Source organism: Pseudomonas sp. Root562 (genome assembly GCF_001427125.1).
In the GTDB taxonomy this organism is placed as follows: Bacteria; Pseudomonadota; Gammaproteobacteria; order Pseudomonadales; family Pseudomonadaceae; genus Aquipseudomonas.
Window position 1 is genome coordinate 43,170 of sequence record NZ_LMGK01000002.1, and the last position, 14,219, is coordinate 57,388.

The 14,219-nt window shown below is 58.4% G+C and carries 18 protein-coding genes; 8 read left to right on the forward strand and 10 right to left on the reverse strand.

Features of this window, described 5'->3' with window-relative positions; genetic code table 11:
• Window positions 1-62 precede the first annotated feature (62 nt).
• The gene (locus ASD60_RS03055; RefSeq protein ID WP_131108069.1) at window positions 63-401 is read left to right on the forward strand and encodes a type II toxin-antitoxin system RelE/ParE family toxin; all 339 of its coding nucleotides are present in this window, start codon (window positions 63-65) and stop codon (window positions 399-401) included.
• Window positions 394-717 (forward strand): helix-turn-helix domain-containing protein, encoded by a 324-nt coding sequence (locus ASD60_RS03060; protein ID WP_056852577.1) that lies wholly within the window; start codon window positions 394-396, stop codon window positions 715-717. The genes ASD60_RS03055 and ASD60_RS03060 overlap by 8 nt, the downstream gene beginning before the upstream one ends.
• 4 nt (window positions 718-721) lie before the next feature.
• Here the strand turns inward: ASD60_RS03060 and ASD60_RS03065 are convergent, their stop codons facing one another.
• The gene (locus ASD60_RS03065) at window positions 722-2,245 is read right to left on the reverse strand and encodes an amidase family protein (RefSeq protein ID WP_056852578.1); all 1,524 of its coding nucleotides are present in this window, start codon (window positions 2,243-2,245) and stop codon (window positions 722-724) included.
• A 128-nt stretch (window positions 2,246-2,373) separates the two neighbouring features.
• The gene (locus ASD60_RS03070) at window positions 2,374-3,432 is read right to left on the reverse strand and encodes an MBL fold metallo-hydrolase (protein ID WP_056852579.1); all 1,059 of its coding nucleotides are present in this window, start codon (window positions 3,430-3,432) and stop codon (window positions 2,374-2,376) included.
• A 214-nt stretch (window positions 3,433-3,646) separates the two neighbouring features.
• Here ASD60_RS03070 and ASD60_RS03075 point away from each other — a divergent pair, with 214 nt between their 5' ends.
• Entirely contained in the window at window positions 3,647-4,258 is a 612-nt protein-coding gene (locus ASD60_RS03075) for a TetR/AcrR family transcriptional regulator (protein ID WP_056852580.1), read from the forward strand.
• A gap of 57 nt (window positions 4,259-4,315) precedes the next feature.
• On the opposite strand, the gene ASD60_RS03080 is transcribed toward ASD60_RS03075, so the two are convergent.
• Window positions 4,316-4,642: a DUF2025 family protein gene (locus tag ASD60_RS03080; protein WP_056852581.1), complete on the reverse strand. Its 327-nt coding sequence runs from the start codon at window positions 4,640-4,642 to the stop codon at window positions 4,316-4,318.
• Between the two features lie 218 nt (window positions 4,643-4,860).
• Between ASD60_RS03080 and ASD60_RS03085 the strand changes: the two genes are divergently transcribed.
• Complete coding sequence (locus ASD60_RS03085; protein WP_056852582.1) at window positions 4,861-5,988, forward strand: glycerophosphodiester phosphodiesterase; 1,128 nt, start codon at window positions 4,861-4,863, stop codon at window positions 5,986-5,988.
• Window positions 5,989-6,177: 189 nt separating this feature from the next.
• The gene (locus tag ASD60_RS03090) at window positions 6,178-6,483 is read left to right on the forward strand and encodes a PepSY domain-containing protein (protein WP_056852583.1); all 306 of its coding nucleotides are present in this window, start codon (window positions 6,178-6,180) and stop codon (window positions 6,481-6,483) included.
• A gap of 156 nt (window positions 6,484-6,639) precedes the next feature.
• On the opposite strand, the gene ASD60_RS03095 is transcribed toward ASD60_RS03090, so the two are convergent.
• On the reverse strand, window positions 6,640-7,077 hold the full coding sequence (locus ASD60_RS03095; protein ID WP_056852584.1) for a multidrug/biocide efflux PACE transporter: 438 nt from the start codon (window positions 7,075-7,077) through the stop codon (window positions 6,640-6,642).
• Window positions 7,078-7,167: 90 nt separating this feature from the next.
• Here ASD60_RS03095 and ASD60_RS03100 point away from each other — a divergent pair, with 90 nt between their 5' ends.
• Window positions 7,168-8,022 carry a LysR family transcriptional regulator gene (locus tag ASD60_RS03100; protein ID WP_056852585.1) on the forward strand — a complete coding sequence of 285 codons (855 nt, stop codon included), beginning with the start codon at window positions 7,168-7,170 and terminating at the stop codon, window positions 8,020-8,022.
• Between the two features lie 124 nt (window positions 8,023-8,146).
• Here ASD60_RS03100 and ASD60_RS03105 read toward each other — a convergent pair whose 3' ends face one another.
• From ASD60_RS03105 to ASD60_RS03115, 3 genes are all read right to left on the reverse strand, one after another.
• Window positions 8,147-9,382, reverse strand: coding sequence for an RNA polymerase sigma factor (locus ASD60_RS03105; RefSeq protein ID WP_056852586.1), 1,236 nt, complete (start codon window positions 9,380-9,382; stop codon window positions 8,147-8,149).
• A gap of 3 nt (window positions 9,383-9,385) precedes the next feature.
• Window positions 9,386-9,730 (reverse strand): YciI family protein, encoded by a 345-nt coding sequence (locus ASD60_RS03110; RefSeq protein ID WP_056852587.1) that lies wholly within the window; start codon window positions 9,728-9,730, stop codon window positions 9,386-9,388.
• A gap of 74 nt (window positions 9,731-9,804) precedes the next feature.
• The gene (locus ASD60_RS03115; RefSeq protein ID WP_056852588.1) at window positions 9,805-10,230 is read right to left on the reverse strand and encodes a YybH family protein; all 426 of its coding nucleotides are present in this window, start codon (window positions 10,228-10,230) and stop codon (window positions 9,805-9,807) included.
• A gap of 141 nt (window positions 10,231-10,371) precedes the next feature.
• Here ASD60_RS03115 and ASD60_RS03120 point away from each other — a divergent pair, with 141 nt between their 5' ends.
• Window positions 10,372-10,857 carry a GNAT family N-acetyltransferase gene (locus tag ASD60_RS03120; RefSeq protein ID WP_056852589.1) on the forward strand — a complete coding sequence of 162 codons (486 nt, stop codon included), beginning with the start codon at window positions 10,372-10,374 and terminating at the stop codon, window positions 10,855-10,857.
• Between the two features lie 66 nt (window positions 10,858-10,923).
• Here ASD60_RS03120 and ASD60_RS03125 read toward each other — a convergent pair whose 3' ends face one another.
• The 3 genes from ASD60_RS03125 to ASD60_RS03135 all read right to left on the reverse strand — a co-directional run bounded on the left by ASD60_RS03125 (window position 10,924) and on the right by ASD60_RS03135 (window position 12,725).
• Window positions 10,924-11,412: a GNAT family N-acetyltransferase gene (locus tag ASD60_RS03125; protein ID WP_056852590.1), complete on the reverse strand. Its 489-nt coding sequence runs from the start codon at window positions 11,410-11,412 to the stop codon at window positions 10,924-10,926.
• 97 nt (window positions 11,413-11,509) lie between these two features.
• Complete coding sequence (locus ASD60_RS03130) at window positions 11,510-11,995, reverse strand: GyrI-like domain-containing protein (protein WP_056852591.1); 486 nt, start codon at window positions 11,993-11,995, stop codon at window positions 11,510-11,512.
• A gap of 67 nt (window positions 11,996-12,062) precedes the next feature.
• Window positions 12,063-12,725: a LysE family translocator gene (locus tag ASD60_RS03135; protein ID WP_056852592.1), complete on the reverse strand. Its 663-nt coding sequence runs from the start codon at window positions 12,723-12,725 to the stop codon at window positions 12,063-12,065.
• Window positions 12,726-12,862: 137 nt separating this feature from the next.
• Between ASD60_RS03135 and alaC the strand changes: the two genes are divergently transcribed.
• On the forward strand, window positions 12,863-14,080 hold the full coding sequence (gene alaC / locus ASD60_RS03140; RefSeq protein WP_056852593.1) for an alanine transaminase: 1,218 nt from the start codon (window positions 12,863-12,865) through the stop codon (window positions 14,078-14,080).
• Window positions 14,081-14,219: the final 139 nt, after the last annotated feature.

A 14,219-nucleotide genomic window follows, 5' to 3' on the forward strand; every position in this document is an offset into this window, starting at 1 on the left:
CAACGATTGACGTTTATTCCCATATAGGTATATTTTCGCATGAGTACAAGGAAGCCACTCCTGTGGGTTACAGCAGCAAAAAGGACCTCAAGCAGTTACCCGCAGATGTACAGGATGTTTTTGGTCACGCTCTCGATTTAGCGCAAAACGGCAAGAGGCATCCAGACGCCAAGCATCTCAAGAGCTTTGGAGGTGCCGGGGTCCTTGAGTTGATTGAGGACTTCGATACGAACACTTACCGCGCCGTTTATACCGTTCGCTTCAGGAGCGCTATCTACGTTCTGCACTGTTTTCAGAAAAAGTCGGTTTCAGGCATTAAAACTGCGCAGTGCGATATCGACTTGATCAGAAAAAGGCTACAAGCAGCGCAGGATCACGCGAAAGGATTGGAAAATGATTGAAATCGAAGAGAGCAGCGGCAACGTTTACGAAGACCTTGGTATACCCCACTCCAATGAAATGCGAGTCAAGTCGCAGTTGGCGGCAAAAATTGGGGAAATCATCAAGGCTCGCCATTTGACCCAGATTCAGGCTTCAGAAATTCTGGGGCTTTCACAACCCAAGCTTTCTGAAATGCTGCGAGGGAAGTTTCGCGGGATCAGCGAAGCCAAGATGATGGAGTGTCTGTTGTTGCTCGGCCGCGATGTACAAATCGTCGTCAAGTCGGCCCCCCGATCGCGAAGAGAGGGCCGGCTTGAGGTGGTCTTTGCCGAGTGAATGTCTACGGTTTGAAAGCAGGGGTCTGCCGCGCGTGTGCGGCTTGTTCATAGCCGTAAGCCAGTGCCAGAAGCTTGGCTTCACTCCATGGAGCGCCGTAGAAGAACACCGAGGTCGGTACGCCGTCTGCGTCCACTCCCGACGGCATCATGATGCCGGGGTAGCCTGCGAGTGGTATGACATTCAAACCGGGGGAGCCGACATCCAGCACCAAGGCGTCGAGTTGATGGGTGTTCAGCAAGTCGTCGATGACAGAAGCGTTTTCATGGCGGATTTTTTGCCATAGCGCATTGTAAGTGCGCTCATCGAAATCGATGCTGTTGGCCGCGCTCAGGACGCTTTGCCCGTAAGCCGGATCACCTGGCGTGGCCTCGTTAAAGCGCACGATTGCGTCCAGCGTGGGAGCAGACATTGCGGTTCGCGTTGCCAGATACCTCGGCAAGTCACGCTTGATACCCATCCATAGCGCCTCATCTACCTGCTCCGATAACGGATCGGTAAGTTCCACGGGAACCAGGATGGCGCCGGCAGCCTGCATCACTTCCAGAGCCCTGGAAAATTGCGGATCGCTTTCAAGCCCCTCGGCGCTGGTGCCGAACTTCAATGGAAAGCCGATACGGCGTCCCGCCAGTGCATCAGTGCGCAGTAAAGCGGTGTAATCCGTTGCATCAATGACAGATGGCTTGTTGATCGGGTCATTTGGATCGCTGCCACGCATGGCGTTCAACAACAATGCAGCATCACGAACTGTGCGAGCCATCGGCCCCGGCGTATCGAGTTTGTAGGTCACGGGAACCATGCCACTGCGACTGAGCAAGCCCACCGTGGGTTTGATACCGACCACGCCATTGAGTGATGCAGGACAGATGATCGAACCGATCGTCTCCGTTCCAACCGTCAGCGGTGCGAAACCCGCCGCGAGCGCTGCGCCCGAACCGGCGCTGGAGCCGCATGGCGTTACGCTTAACACGTGGGGATTTCTGGTTTGCCCACCTCGCCCGCTCCAGCCATCGGGAACGGCCGGATCGCGGAAGTTAGCCCATTCGCTAAGGTTGGTCTTTGCGAGAATGACCGCTCCGGCATCCCTCAGACGCTGCACGATAAAGGCGTCCTGCGCTGCAGGTTGCCCAACCAGAGCCAATGAACCGGCGCTGGTCTGCATTGAATCGGAGGTATCGATGTTGTCTTTGAGCAGCACAGGAATGCCATGCAATGGACCGCGAACATGCCCACCTTGGCGTTCCTTATCGAGGACTTGTGCAATGTCCAGTGCGTCGGGGTTCAGTTCGATGATCGCGTTGATTGCCGGCCCCTGTTTGTCCAGCCTTTCGATCCGTTGCAATAAGTGCCTGACCAGCATCACGGAGCTCAGTTGACCACGCTCCATCCTCTGGTTGAGCTCATCGACACCTAAATATTCCAGCCTGGTTTCGGATATCAGGTTATGCGCATAGGCTGCGCTGGCTGCCATCGATAACACGACAATGCTGGCTAGCCGCGTCATGCGGCCATTAAAAGATACATCCATGTACAAATCCTCTGACTGATTGCGGGTCAATGACCTCACCCGCGAATCAGCCTAAAGAATCAGTCAGATTTATCCGTCGTCTTAAATCACCAGGGCTCGTACGAAAGTTCGTCGCGAGCCGTAGCCGCTCATCCTACGCTCTGTTGTTCCTCAAACATCCGCTGTTCCACCTCCTGCCACCAGGCCCCGCCCCGTTGCGGATGCCTCAGGGAGAAGGCCTCACCCATTTGCGGCGTGGTAATCGAAATACTGCGCTCCCAGGCCAACTCCAGGATGCGGTCGAAGGGTTCGTACCAGGCGTGGGTCGACAGGTCGAAGGTGCCGTTGTGGATGGGCAGCAGCCAGCGGCCCTTGAGGTCAATGTGGGCCTGCAGGGTTTGTTCGGGTTGCATGTGCACGTGTGGCCAATCGACGTTGTAGGCGCCGGTTTCCATCAACGTCAGGTCGAACGGGCCGTACTGTTCGCCGATGCGTTTGAAACCATCGAAATAGCCGCTGTCACCACTGAAGAAGATGCGCGTGTCGCCGTCGATCATCACCCACGAAGCCCAAAGGGTGCTGTTGCCGTCGAACAGGCCGCGGCCGGAAAAGTGCTGCGAGGGGGTGGCGATGAACTGGATGCCGTCGATTTCCGTGCCTTGCCACCAGTCCCGTTGGCGGACTTTGCTGGCGTCGATACCCCATCTGATCAGCGTGTCGCCCACGCCCAGCGGAGTGAGGAAATAGTTGGCTTTGTCCGCCAGTTTGAGCACGGCCTGATAATCCAGATGGTCGTAGTGATCGTGGGACAGGATCACGGCTTCAATCGGCGGTAGCTCTTCCAGGCTGATGGGTGGCTGGTGAAAGCGCTTGGGGCCAGCCCATTGCACAGGCGAGGCACGTTCGGCGAAAACCGGGTCGGTGATCCAGAACTTGTCCCGCAGTTTGAGCAACAACGTGGAGTGGCCGAGGCGATAGACGCTGTGGTTCGGCGCGGCAATCAGTGCCGCTTGCGTCAGCGCTTGCACGGGGACGGGTGCCGTCGGGCGGGTGTCGCGCGGTTTGTGGAACATCGCGTTCCACAAGATGCGCAGGGTTTTGCCGATGCTTAAACGCTGTATCGGCGTGTGGTTCTGGAATTGCCCTTGAGCCTGTCGAGAGGCATCAAGGGTGGACGCGTTATTCGCCGGGGAAACTGAATTGGCCATAACTGAATGACTCCAGAAAAACCGCGCGTTGGCGATTTTCCGCTTGGGACGATAAATGGCCAAGGCACGCACGCATTAGCCGAACACTCTAGTGTTTACCGGGCAGGATTAACAAAACATTACACTGCACAGTGTAGTTTCAAGGTTGCATCAATCCCGCCCACAAGTAAACTACCGAGTGTAATTTTCCTTTTCTCTCTGCCGAAGCGGATTTATGACAGTTGCACAGCGCCTGACCGACCGAAAACGCGAAGCCATCATTCAAGCCGCGATTGCTGAGTTCCGTGCCAACGGTTTCGACATCACCAGCATGGACAAGATTGCCGCCACCGCTGGCGTGTCGAAGCGCACGGTGTACAACCACTTCCCGAGCAAGGAAGAGTTGTTCGCCGAAATTCTTAATCAATTGTGGACTCGGGTGACGGCGGAGCAGGAAATGTCCTACCACCCACAACAGCCATTACGCGAGCAGATGCGCGTGATGCTGATGGCCAAGTTGCAGATGCTGGGTGATGAAAACTTTCTCGATTTGGCGCGGGTGGCCATCGCTGCCACCATCCATTCCCCCGAGCGCGCACAGAACATGGTCGCTCGAATGGGTGAGCGGGAAGAAAGCCTGACCGTGTGGATTCGCGCTGCGCAGGCCGATGGCCGATTGAAACAAGTCGACCCGGCATTTGCCGCGCAGCAGATTCAGGGAATGCTCAAATCCTTCGCGTTCTGGCCGCAAGTTTCCATGGGTCTGCCAAGTCTTTCGCCCGAAATGCAGACCACCGTCGCAGAGTCGGCGCTGGACATGTTTCTGGCCTGCTACGAGTTGCCATGAATACCGAGTCGAAGCGGGTTATGGGTTCAGCTCTGAAGCCCAGTCAACGTGGAAACCTCAACCACGAACCAAACTCCGCAGCGCCGAAATCTCCGGCACCTCTCGCCGTTTCATGTAAACCCGCAGCGGTTCGGTGATGTTGATCCGCTCGTCGATGTTCTGATCGAGCAGCAATTGAATCAGCTCGCGTTTGAGGATCATGGTGCCCTCGAAGCCGGGCGCCCAGACGAATTCGCTGGCGGGAATGATGCCGTCATCCGCCACGTCCCTGCCGAAAGAGTCTTCGCTGAAGCGCACGAGATAATGGCCGGTCTTGCGGTTGAGGCCTACGAAGCCTTTGAGTTGGTCAGCGGCCTGGCAGATGAGTTGGGACGTGATGCGCATGGTAAACCTCACAGTGTTTATTGTCGGTTTACACACAGGGCGAGCAATGGCTGTTTCCCTCTGCAGGGGAAATTGCCGCCAAGCGTACTGCAAACGAGCGCACAAAAACGCTGACGAAAATCAGCTTTCAATACGTTTGTGTCGGTCTTGCGATAGCGTTGATGACGCTCAGTTGCTAAAAGGGACTTCTTTGAAACCATCGCGAAAGGATCTCGAGCATGCCTGCAACCTTCACCAAAAGCGCCCTGCTGCTGAGTCTTTGGCTCGGCCTGGGGCAGGTCCAAGCCGCCAGCGAGCCCGGTCCCACAGCATTGGCCACGCGCCTGGGCATCCCGCACCCGGCGGTGATCGCCCACCGTGGCGCCTCGTTCGACGCACCGGAGTCCACGGTTGCCGCCTACAAGCTGGCCCGTGACCTGGGCGCCGATTACCTGGAACTGGACCTGCAACGCAGCAAGGACGGTGTGCTGTTCGCCCTGCACGACAACAACCTGCAACGCACCACCGATGTCGCCAGCAAATTCCCCGAGCGCAGAGACAGCCCCGCCAATGCGTTTACCATGGCCGAACTGAAAACCCTGGATGCCGGCAGTTGGTTCAACACCGCGTACCCCGATCGCGCGCGTCCATCCTATGCAGGCCTGAAAATTCTGACGCTCGATGAGATCATCGACATCGCCCAGGGCAACCCGCTGCACAAGCCAGGCCTGTACATCGAAACCAAGGAGCCCAAGCAGTTTCCCGGCATCGAACGCGATCTCAAGGACAAACTCCATGACCGCGGCTGGCTGAGCCCGGCCGGATCGAAACTGGCGAAGAGCGAGCTGGCGGTCGGTCAGGGTAAAGGCAAGGTGATCCTGCAAACGTTCGAGAAGAGCAGCCTGGAACTGCTGCAAAAGGAAATGCCCCAAGTACCGAAAATCCTTCTGCTGTGGGTGGGCGAAGGCAGCATCGAACCGAAATCCAAAGTGCCGTTTGCCGAATCCGGCGAGAAAGACAAAGCCGCTTACTACGCCAGCCAGGCACCCAAGGACAAAGCCGAATTCCAGCGCTGGGTCGACTACGCCAAAGCCCAGGGCGCGATCGGCACCGGTCCTTCCGCGACACTGACCAAGGGTGGCGATCAGAGTTACTCCGACCTGGTGCAACCGTGGATGAACCAGTACACCCACGATCAGGGACTGTTGGTGCACGTCTATACCGTCGACGATGCGGTGGATTTTCAGAAGGTCATGGATGCCGGTGTCGACGGCATTTTTACCAACCGCGCCAGCGAGTTGTTGAAGTTCTATAAACGCCCGGCCGCCGCGAGTGTCGATCAGCTGTTGAAGAATATTGGGTATTAAACCTGTGCGTGGCTTGCCCGAGATAGCCGTGTCGTCATTCAACGTTGATGTTGAAACTGACGGCCCCATCGCGGGCAAGCCACCCTCCCACAGTGATTGAAGCAAGACATCAAAGGGAATTTTAAGGGTGGATTAAGTTACCAAAGTTAACCTGATCCCACTTAAACAGCTCACACAAGGAATGAACTCATGAAGACGCTGACTGCTCTGTTCACCGCTGCCGCCCTGATGCTCACCGCCGGTTTGGCCCAGGCTGATGTTCCAGTCGACCAGATTCCTCAGTTGGTCAAGGATGGCAAGATCAAGCCACTGGAAGAGTTGAACCAGATCGTTCTGAAACTGCATCCGGGTGCGACAATTACCGACAGTGACCTGGATAACCACTTCAACGGTTACGAGTACGAAGTCGAGTTGCGCGACGCGAAAAACGTTGAATGGGACGTGGATCTGAACGCCGCCACCGGCGAAGTCCTGAAGAACAAAAAAGACGACTGATGCACACCGCGAAGAGCCGCACGATTTGACGATCGTGCGGCTTTTTTGCGTCTGAATTTTACGTGATTGCCGGACGCTGGGCGTTCCGCAAACGGCGGGATTACTAAGCGCCACTTCTGTAGATGGGCGTCGCGCTGGTGATCGCCCCTCTACAGGTTACGCGTTACACGTAGAGCGGATAACCAACCGCTCGCGGACCACGTCGTACACCCAGTGATAAAGGTAGGTGTACGGCAGGAAAAACAGCAGTACGCCGATATCCAGCAGGAACGCCTGCCACAGACTGACGTTCAGCCACCACGCGATCAAGGGCACGCCAAGGGCAACCAGTCCGCCTTCGAACAGCAGCGCGTGCACCACACGGACCCAGGCGTTGTGCGCGATGGCAAAACGCTTGAGCAACCGGTCGAACAGGCCGTTGAAGATCACGTTCCAGGCCAGCGCCAGTGCCGCGATCAGCAAGGTGACCGCCCCCATTTCCAGCATCGGCTTTTCCATGACCCAGGCCAGCAAGGGCGTACAGATCAGAATGGCCAGCAGTTCGAAACCGATCGCCTGGAAGATACGTTCAGTGATGGATTTGTTGGCGCTCATGGCCAGGACTCCTTGGGTAACGATGGTTGCCATGATCTGCTAACAAACCGATACTTCATAATCAATAACCATCGATCAAGGCGATAGTTCATGGCCTCTCATGAAGTGCTGCTGGCGTTTGTCGAAGCCGCCACCCAAGGTTCGTTTTCCGCTGCCGCGCGAAAGCTGGGCCGGAGTCAGTCGACCATTAGCGCGGCTGTCGCCAGCCTCGAAATCGACCTGAACCTGACGTTGTTCGACCGCAGCAGCCGCAAACCTGGCCTGACGCCCGCCGGACGAGTAGTACTGCAACGGGCGGAAGACATACTGGCCGCCACCAGTCGCCTGGAAATGACTGCCAGCCAGCTCTCGCAAGGGGTTGAGGCGAAACTGACGGTTGCCCTTTCCGACACGTACCAGTCCGACCGCTTCGAAGCTTCGCTCAGCGCCTTCGAACAGCGTTACCCGGACCTGGAGCTCGAATGCCTGATCGCCGAATGCGATGACTTGGTGGCGTTGGTGCAAAGCGGTCGGGCGCAGCTCGCCTTTGCTGAAATGCAGGACAGCTATCCGCCGGACCTGGTCAGTTCGACAGTGGACGAACGCACGGAGATTGCGCTGTTCGTGTCGCCGATGCATCCGTTGGCCGCGCTGGATCACATTGACCAGGACGTGTTGCAGCAACACCGCGAGTTGCGCCTGGCGACCATCGTCAATCCTTATGAAAGCCGGGCGAAGGGCCGCATGTGGTCAGCGCCGAGTTATTTGATGCTGTTGGAAATGGCTCAGGGTGGTTTTGGCTGGGCGCCGTTGCCGCGTTGGCTGGTGGCGCGCTTCGGCCCGGGCACCTTGCAGGAACTGCACGTGCGCGGCTGGCCGAAAACGGTGTCGGTGGATGCACTGTGGTCGCGACTGCATCCACCGGGGCCGGCGGGGAGTTGGTTGTTAGGGAAGATGTTGGAGTGAAGGTCCTTCGGCCCTATCGCGGGCAAGCCCGCTCCCACAGGGATTTGTGTCGATACCAAAAGTTGTGTGCACCTCAAACCACTGTGGGAGCGGGCTTGCCCGCGATGAGGCCGGCGAAGTCACATCACTCCAACGCCTTGAGCCGCCCCTCGATAAACCGCCGCTCCGGCGCCTGCTGCGTCAACTCAAGTGCCCGCTCATAGGCGGCCCGCGCCTGTTCCACCCGGCCCAGCTGCCGGCAAAACTCCGCCCGCGCCGAATGTGCCAAGTGGTAATCGAGCAGATCACCGCGCGCCAGAATCGCCTCGACCAGAATCAACCCCGCCAACGGTCCATCCCGTTTGGAAATCGCCGCCGCCCGATTCAACTCGATCACCGGCGAAGGCACCGCCCGCAGCAACACGTCATAGAGTCCGACGATCTGCTCCCAATCGGTTTCATCCACCGAGGGGGCCTCGGCATGAACTGCGGCAATCGCCGCTTGCAGGCAATAGGGACCAAATCGGCGACTGCTCAACGCCCGCTCCACCAGCTCGCAGCCTTCGGCAATCATTGCGCCGTTCCACAACGTTCGGTCCTGCTCATCCAGCAAAATCAGTTCGCCGCTCGCAGAGGTTCTGGCCACCCGCCGCGACTCGTGCAACAACATCATGGCCAGCAAACCCATGACTTCCGGTTCGGGCAGCAATTCCATCAGCAACCGGCCGAGGCGAATCGCCTCGCGGGTAAGGTCTTCGCGGGTCACCTGTGCGCCGATAGACACCGAATAACCCTCGTTGAACACCAGATAAATCACCCGCAGCACGCTGTCGAGGCGTTCGGGTAATTCCGCCAGAGAGGGCACCTGATAGGGAATTTTTGCGTCACGGATCTTTGCCTTGGCGCGCACGATGCGTTGGGCGATGGTGGCCGGCGCCGAGAGAAAGGCTCGGGCAATTTCTTCGGTGGTCAGGTCGCAGACTTCCCGCAGGGTCAACGGCACCTGGGCATCCGCCGCCAATGCCGGGTGACAACAGGTGAAGATCAGGCGCAAGCGATCATCTTCCACGTCTTCGTCACTCCAGTCCGCCTGCTCCAGCGCCTCCAGTTGCGCTAGCAACAATGGCCGCGACGCATTGAACCGGGCACGCCGACGCAACACGTCGATGGCCTTGAAGCGCCCGGTAGACACCAGCCACGTACGTGGGTTGTCCGGCACGCCGTCCTGTTGCCAGCGTTCGACCGCGACGAAGAACGCCTCGTGCAAAGCTTCTTCGGCGAGGTCGAAATCGCCGAGCAAGCGAATCAACGTTGCCAGGATGCGCCGCGAGTCTTCACGATAAACCTGTTCGACCCGCGCCTTGACCGCTTGCGCCACCATCAGTCAAGGATTCAACTGGCGCACGGGGCGCACTTCAACGCTGCCGACCCGCGCCGCCGGGATATTCCCGGCGACCTGGATGGCTTCGTTGAGGTCCTTGGCATCGATCAGGTAGAAACCGGCCAACTGCTCTTTGGTTTCGGCGAACGGGCCGTCGGTGATCGACATTTTGCCGTTGCGCATGCGCACGGTGGTGGCGGTCTGCACGGATTCCAGCGCCTCGGCGGCGACCATCCGGCCACTGCCCTGGATCGACTCGGCATAAGCCATGCACTCGGAATCGTGCGGGCTCTCCGGCAGCGAATGCAGCAGGTGCTCATCGCTGTAGACCAGGCATAAATACTTCATCGCGTTCTCCTTCATCGAACGGATCAACTATGGCCGCAGATCGGCACCTTGGCGTTGTTTGCGATAAAAAAATCTCAGGGCTTGAGGTCGAACAGCGGTGCACCGGTTTGCATGTCGAACGGTGCCGACCAGTGTTCATGGACGATCTGCCACAACCCCGCTTCTTGCCGGTAGCACTGCGAGACGCGCATCCAGCAGGCCTGGGTTTCGCCCTTGTCGTTGGTGCCGCCGCAATGGGCCAGCCAGTGGGCGAAGGCGATTTCCTGGGACGGTTCGATGGTAACTTCGTGGAACTCGAAGATGTGCGGGCCGGGGCACATTTGCATGCACTCCTGCCAATGGGCGCGATAGGCGGACTTGCCCTTGAATTGCAAAGCCTTGACCGCGTCGAAGGAGACGATGTCATCGGCATACAGCGCCATGACTTTATCCACGTCCTTGGCCATGACGGCCTGGCGATAGCTTTCGATGAGGTTCTGGATCTGGGTTTGCGAGTTCATGGTGGTTCTCCGTGGTTTTTGTTGGAAGACACCCATAGTCGTCTGGCGATCCGTTGAATCGACAGGTGAAATAAAAATAATCCAATCCACCGGAATCGCTAGAATCCGGGTTTCTAATCATGTTGGAAAAAGGACCGTCCCGTGACAACCCGACTCGTGCCATACGAAAGCCTGAATGCGCTGCAGCGCCAACAGATCGAGGCCATTGAAGTACATCCCGAGCAGATAAAGTTCTGCGGCGACATCCACGGTGCATTGCACACCTTGTTGTCCAAGCCCGGCCCGGGGGTCAAAGGATTTGCCCTGCTGGCTGAAGACATTCCGGTGGCCTTCCTGCTGCTCAAGCGCCCCCCGGTATTGCCGGAATGGGCCAATGAACACAGCGCCACCCTGCATGCCCTGCAAGTCGACCAACATTCGCAAGGCAAAGGCTACGGCAAGGCCTGCCTGCAAGCCTTGCCCGAGGCTGCGCGCCAGGCTTGGCCGGAGATCAAAGGGTTGGAGTTATCGGTGGATGCGGACAACGACACCGCCATTGCGCTGTATGCCCGGTATGGTTTTGTCGACAGTGGCGAGGCGTACAAGGGGCGGATCGGGTTTGAGCGGCGTATGGGGTTGGTTTTCTAACCGGGGATCAATACAAAACCAATGTAGGAGCGAGCCGGCTCGCTCCTACAGGGGGTTGCGTCGGGTTTAGAGATTGAGAGCCATCTCGTGCCATGCCATGCCACCGTGGTCGGACGCCGATGGCTTGATGTAGGCAAAGCCGAACCCGGCATACAGCGGGATATGCCGCTCTTTGCACATCAGGTTGATACTGGCCTTGTTCAGCACGCGCATGCGCTCAATGAACTCGCCCATCAAGCGCTTCGCCAGGCCCTGCCCCTGATAATCCGGATGCACCACCACCGACATGATCACCACGTGCGGTCCGGCCGGGTCGTGGCCAATCAGCTCCTTGAACGCCTCGTCGGACATTTCCACCTGAAATGCCGCACCGGAGTTGATGAAACCGGCTACCACGCCATCCACTTCAGCAACGATGAAACCCTCAGGCCAGGTGGCGATGCGGGTGGCGATTTTTTCCCGGGTGGCGGCTTCGTCGCCTTCGTAGGCAACGGTTTCGATGGCGTAGCAGCGGTCCAGGTCAGCGGGCGTGACATTGCGGATGACGGTGTTCATGGCAGCTCGGAATCAGCGAGGGAAAGGCCGGGATCATAAATCAGCGGCTGCGCGACATCGAGAGACGAATCTACCGATCTACTCTCCGATGCCTCGATTACGCCTTGATCGGTAGCCAGATTTCCAGCTTGCCGGTGTTGAGCTTCGGGTTGAAATCTTCGCTGTAGCGCTCGAACTCCGGAGCGGCCAATTGCTCGTGTCCGGACTGCGGCAACCACGTACCGTGGATGTACTGGAAGGTTTGCGGCAGGTCTTCCAGCGCACCCTTGTGCTCGAACACTACGTATTGCTGGGGCTGGACCTCTACCCAGCGGTACGTTTCCGGCAAATCGTCGAGCTTGCTGATCTCGACGCCGGCGATGTAATCGAATCCGCCCTGGCCATCGAAATTGCAGCAGACACCGTAGGTCACTTCGCCTTTTTGCCCTGGAACATTGCCAATATGGGGGATAAATTTTTCCCAGAGATCGGGAATGCCCTTCACGGTTTGCTGGGTAAATTTTCCGCCAAGCCCTGCAATCAGCAGAAAGTGCCCGTGCTCAATGCGGGGGTCGGACACCTCAACACGTGTTTGTTCATCCATGACTCGACTCCTGGCGCTTAAAAGTGGGTTTGGCAGGGAGTATAGAAGCCAATCCCGCATCGCCAAGTTACAAGGCGTGCAACTGCTCGACGGCGCCAGAGCCCACAAACTCGTTGTAGCCAGACAGGATCACGTAGACCGCGAAGTAGCAGAAGATCGCCGCCGATGCCATGTAGGAGTAACGCAGCAATTTGTCGCCGAGCAACTTGCCACCGTGGCTCGCCGCGAAGCACACGCCTGCGCACCACAGCAGCCCGGCGCAGAGGAAGCCGCCGAGGAACAGCACCGAACTCAACCCACCCCCGCCTCCGGAACGGGCGATCAGCGTGCCGCCCACGGCCGCGAACCAGAGAATGGCGCTGGGCGACGACATGGCGAGAAAAATCCCGCGAAAGAATTCCTTGCGATGGGAGTTGTGGCCGACTTCAGCAGTCTGCGCCAACAGCGCCTCATGGTGGATCGCCGAGTAAATCATCTTCGCCGCGAAGTACACCAGCAGCGCCGAACCGCCGATCCACAACACCCAACGGACGGTTTCGTATTGCAGCAAAACGGTCATGCCGGCCAGCGCCAGCACCGCGTAGACCAAGTCGCCGACACAAGTCCCCAGTCCCAGTGCAAAGCCTTGAAAATAGCCGCGTTGCATCGCCAGGGTGATCATCGCGATGTTGGCCACGCCGATGTCCAGGCACAGCGAAAGGCTCAGCAAAAAGCCACTGGTGAATTCCATCGTTCCATTTCCTTCGGAAAAATTTGTTTACAAGGAGGCTGGACAGTCTGCCACAGCTGCCCGTACATTCCGCCACAGGTCACCACAGACCTGCGTCGCTCGGACGGTTCCGGGCGCTTACGTTATCCGAGGCAACAATGGCCGAACAAGGTTCGCCGCGCCGCTTTGCGCGCATAGATCGACTCCCCCCTTACGTTTTCAACATCACCGCCGAGCTGAAGATGGCCGCCCGTCGTCGTGGCGAAGACATCATCGACTTGAGCATGGGCAACCCCGACGGCGCCACGCCACCGCACATCGTCGACAAACTCGTCACCGTCGCCCAGCGCGAAGACACCCACGGTTACTCGACGTCCAAAGGTATTCCGCGCCTGCGCCGGGCGATTTCCAACTGGTACAAGAATCGCTACGAGGTCGACATCGACCCGGAAAGCGAAGCCATTGTCACCATCGGTTCCAAGGAAGGCCTGGCGCACTTGATGCTCGCTACCCTCGACCAGGGCGACACCGTGCTGGTGCCGAACCCGAGCTATCCGATTCACATCTACGGTGCCGTGATTGCCGGCGCCCAGGTGCGTTCGGTGCCGCTGGTGCCCGGTGTGGACTTCTTCGCGGAACTGGAACGCGCCATTCGCGGCTCGATCCCGAAACCGAAGATGATGATTCTCGGCTTCCCGTCCAACCCCACCGCGCAGTGCGTGGAGCTGGATTTCTTTGAGCGGGTGATCGCCCTCGCCAAGCAGTACGACGTGCTGGTGGTGCATGACCTGGCCTACGCCGACATCGTCTACGACGGCTGGAAAGCACCGTCGATCATGCAAGTGCCGGGCGCCAAGGACATTGCGGTGGAGTTTTTCACCCTGTCCAAGAGCTACAACATGGCGGGGTGGCGCATCGGGTTCATGGTTGGCAACCCGGAGCTGGTCAACGCCTTGGCGCGGATCAAGAGCTACCACGACTACGGCACCTTCACGCCGCTGCAAGTGGCGGCGATTGCCGCTCTGGAAGGCGATCAGCAGTGCGTGCGCGACATCGCCGAGCAGTATCGGCAGCGCCGCAATGTGTTGGTCAAAGGCCTGCACGAGCTGGGCTGGATGGTGGAAAACCCGAAAGCGTCGATGTACGTCTGGGCCAAGATTCCCGAGGCTTATGCACATCTGGGCTCCCTGGAGTTCGCCAAGAAACTGCTGGCCGAGGCCAAGGTCTGCGTCTCGCCGGGTGTGGGTTTCGGCGAGTATGGCGATGATCACGTACGCTTTGCGCTGATCGAAAACCAGGACCGGATTCGCCAGGCGGTGCGCGGGATTCGCGGCATGTTCAGGGCGGATGGCTTGGCCCCGAAAACCAACGCCTGACACAAAACCTGTGGCAACAACATTCCTGTGGCGAGGGAGCTTGCTCCCGCTGGGCTGCGAAGCAGCCCCCAAACCGGTCACCGCGGTTCTTCTGGCATAACGCGTTGGCCGATTTTACGACGGCTACGCCGCCGGACGG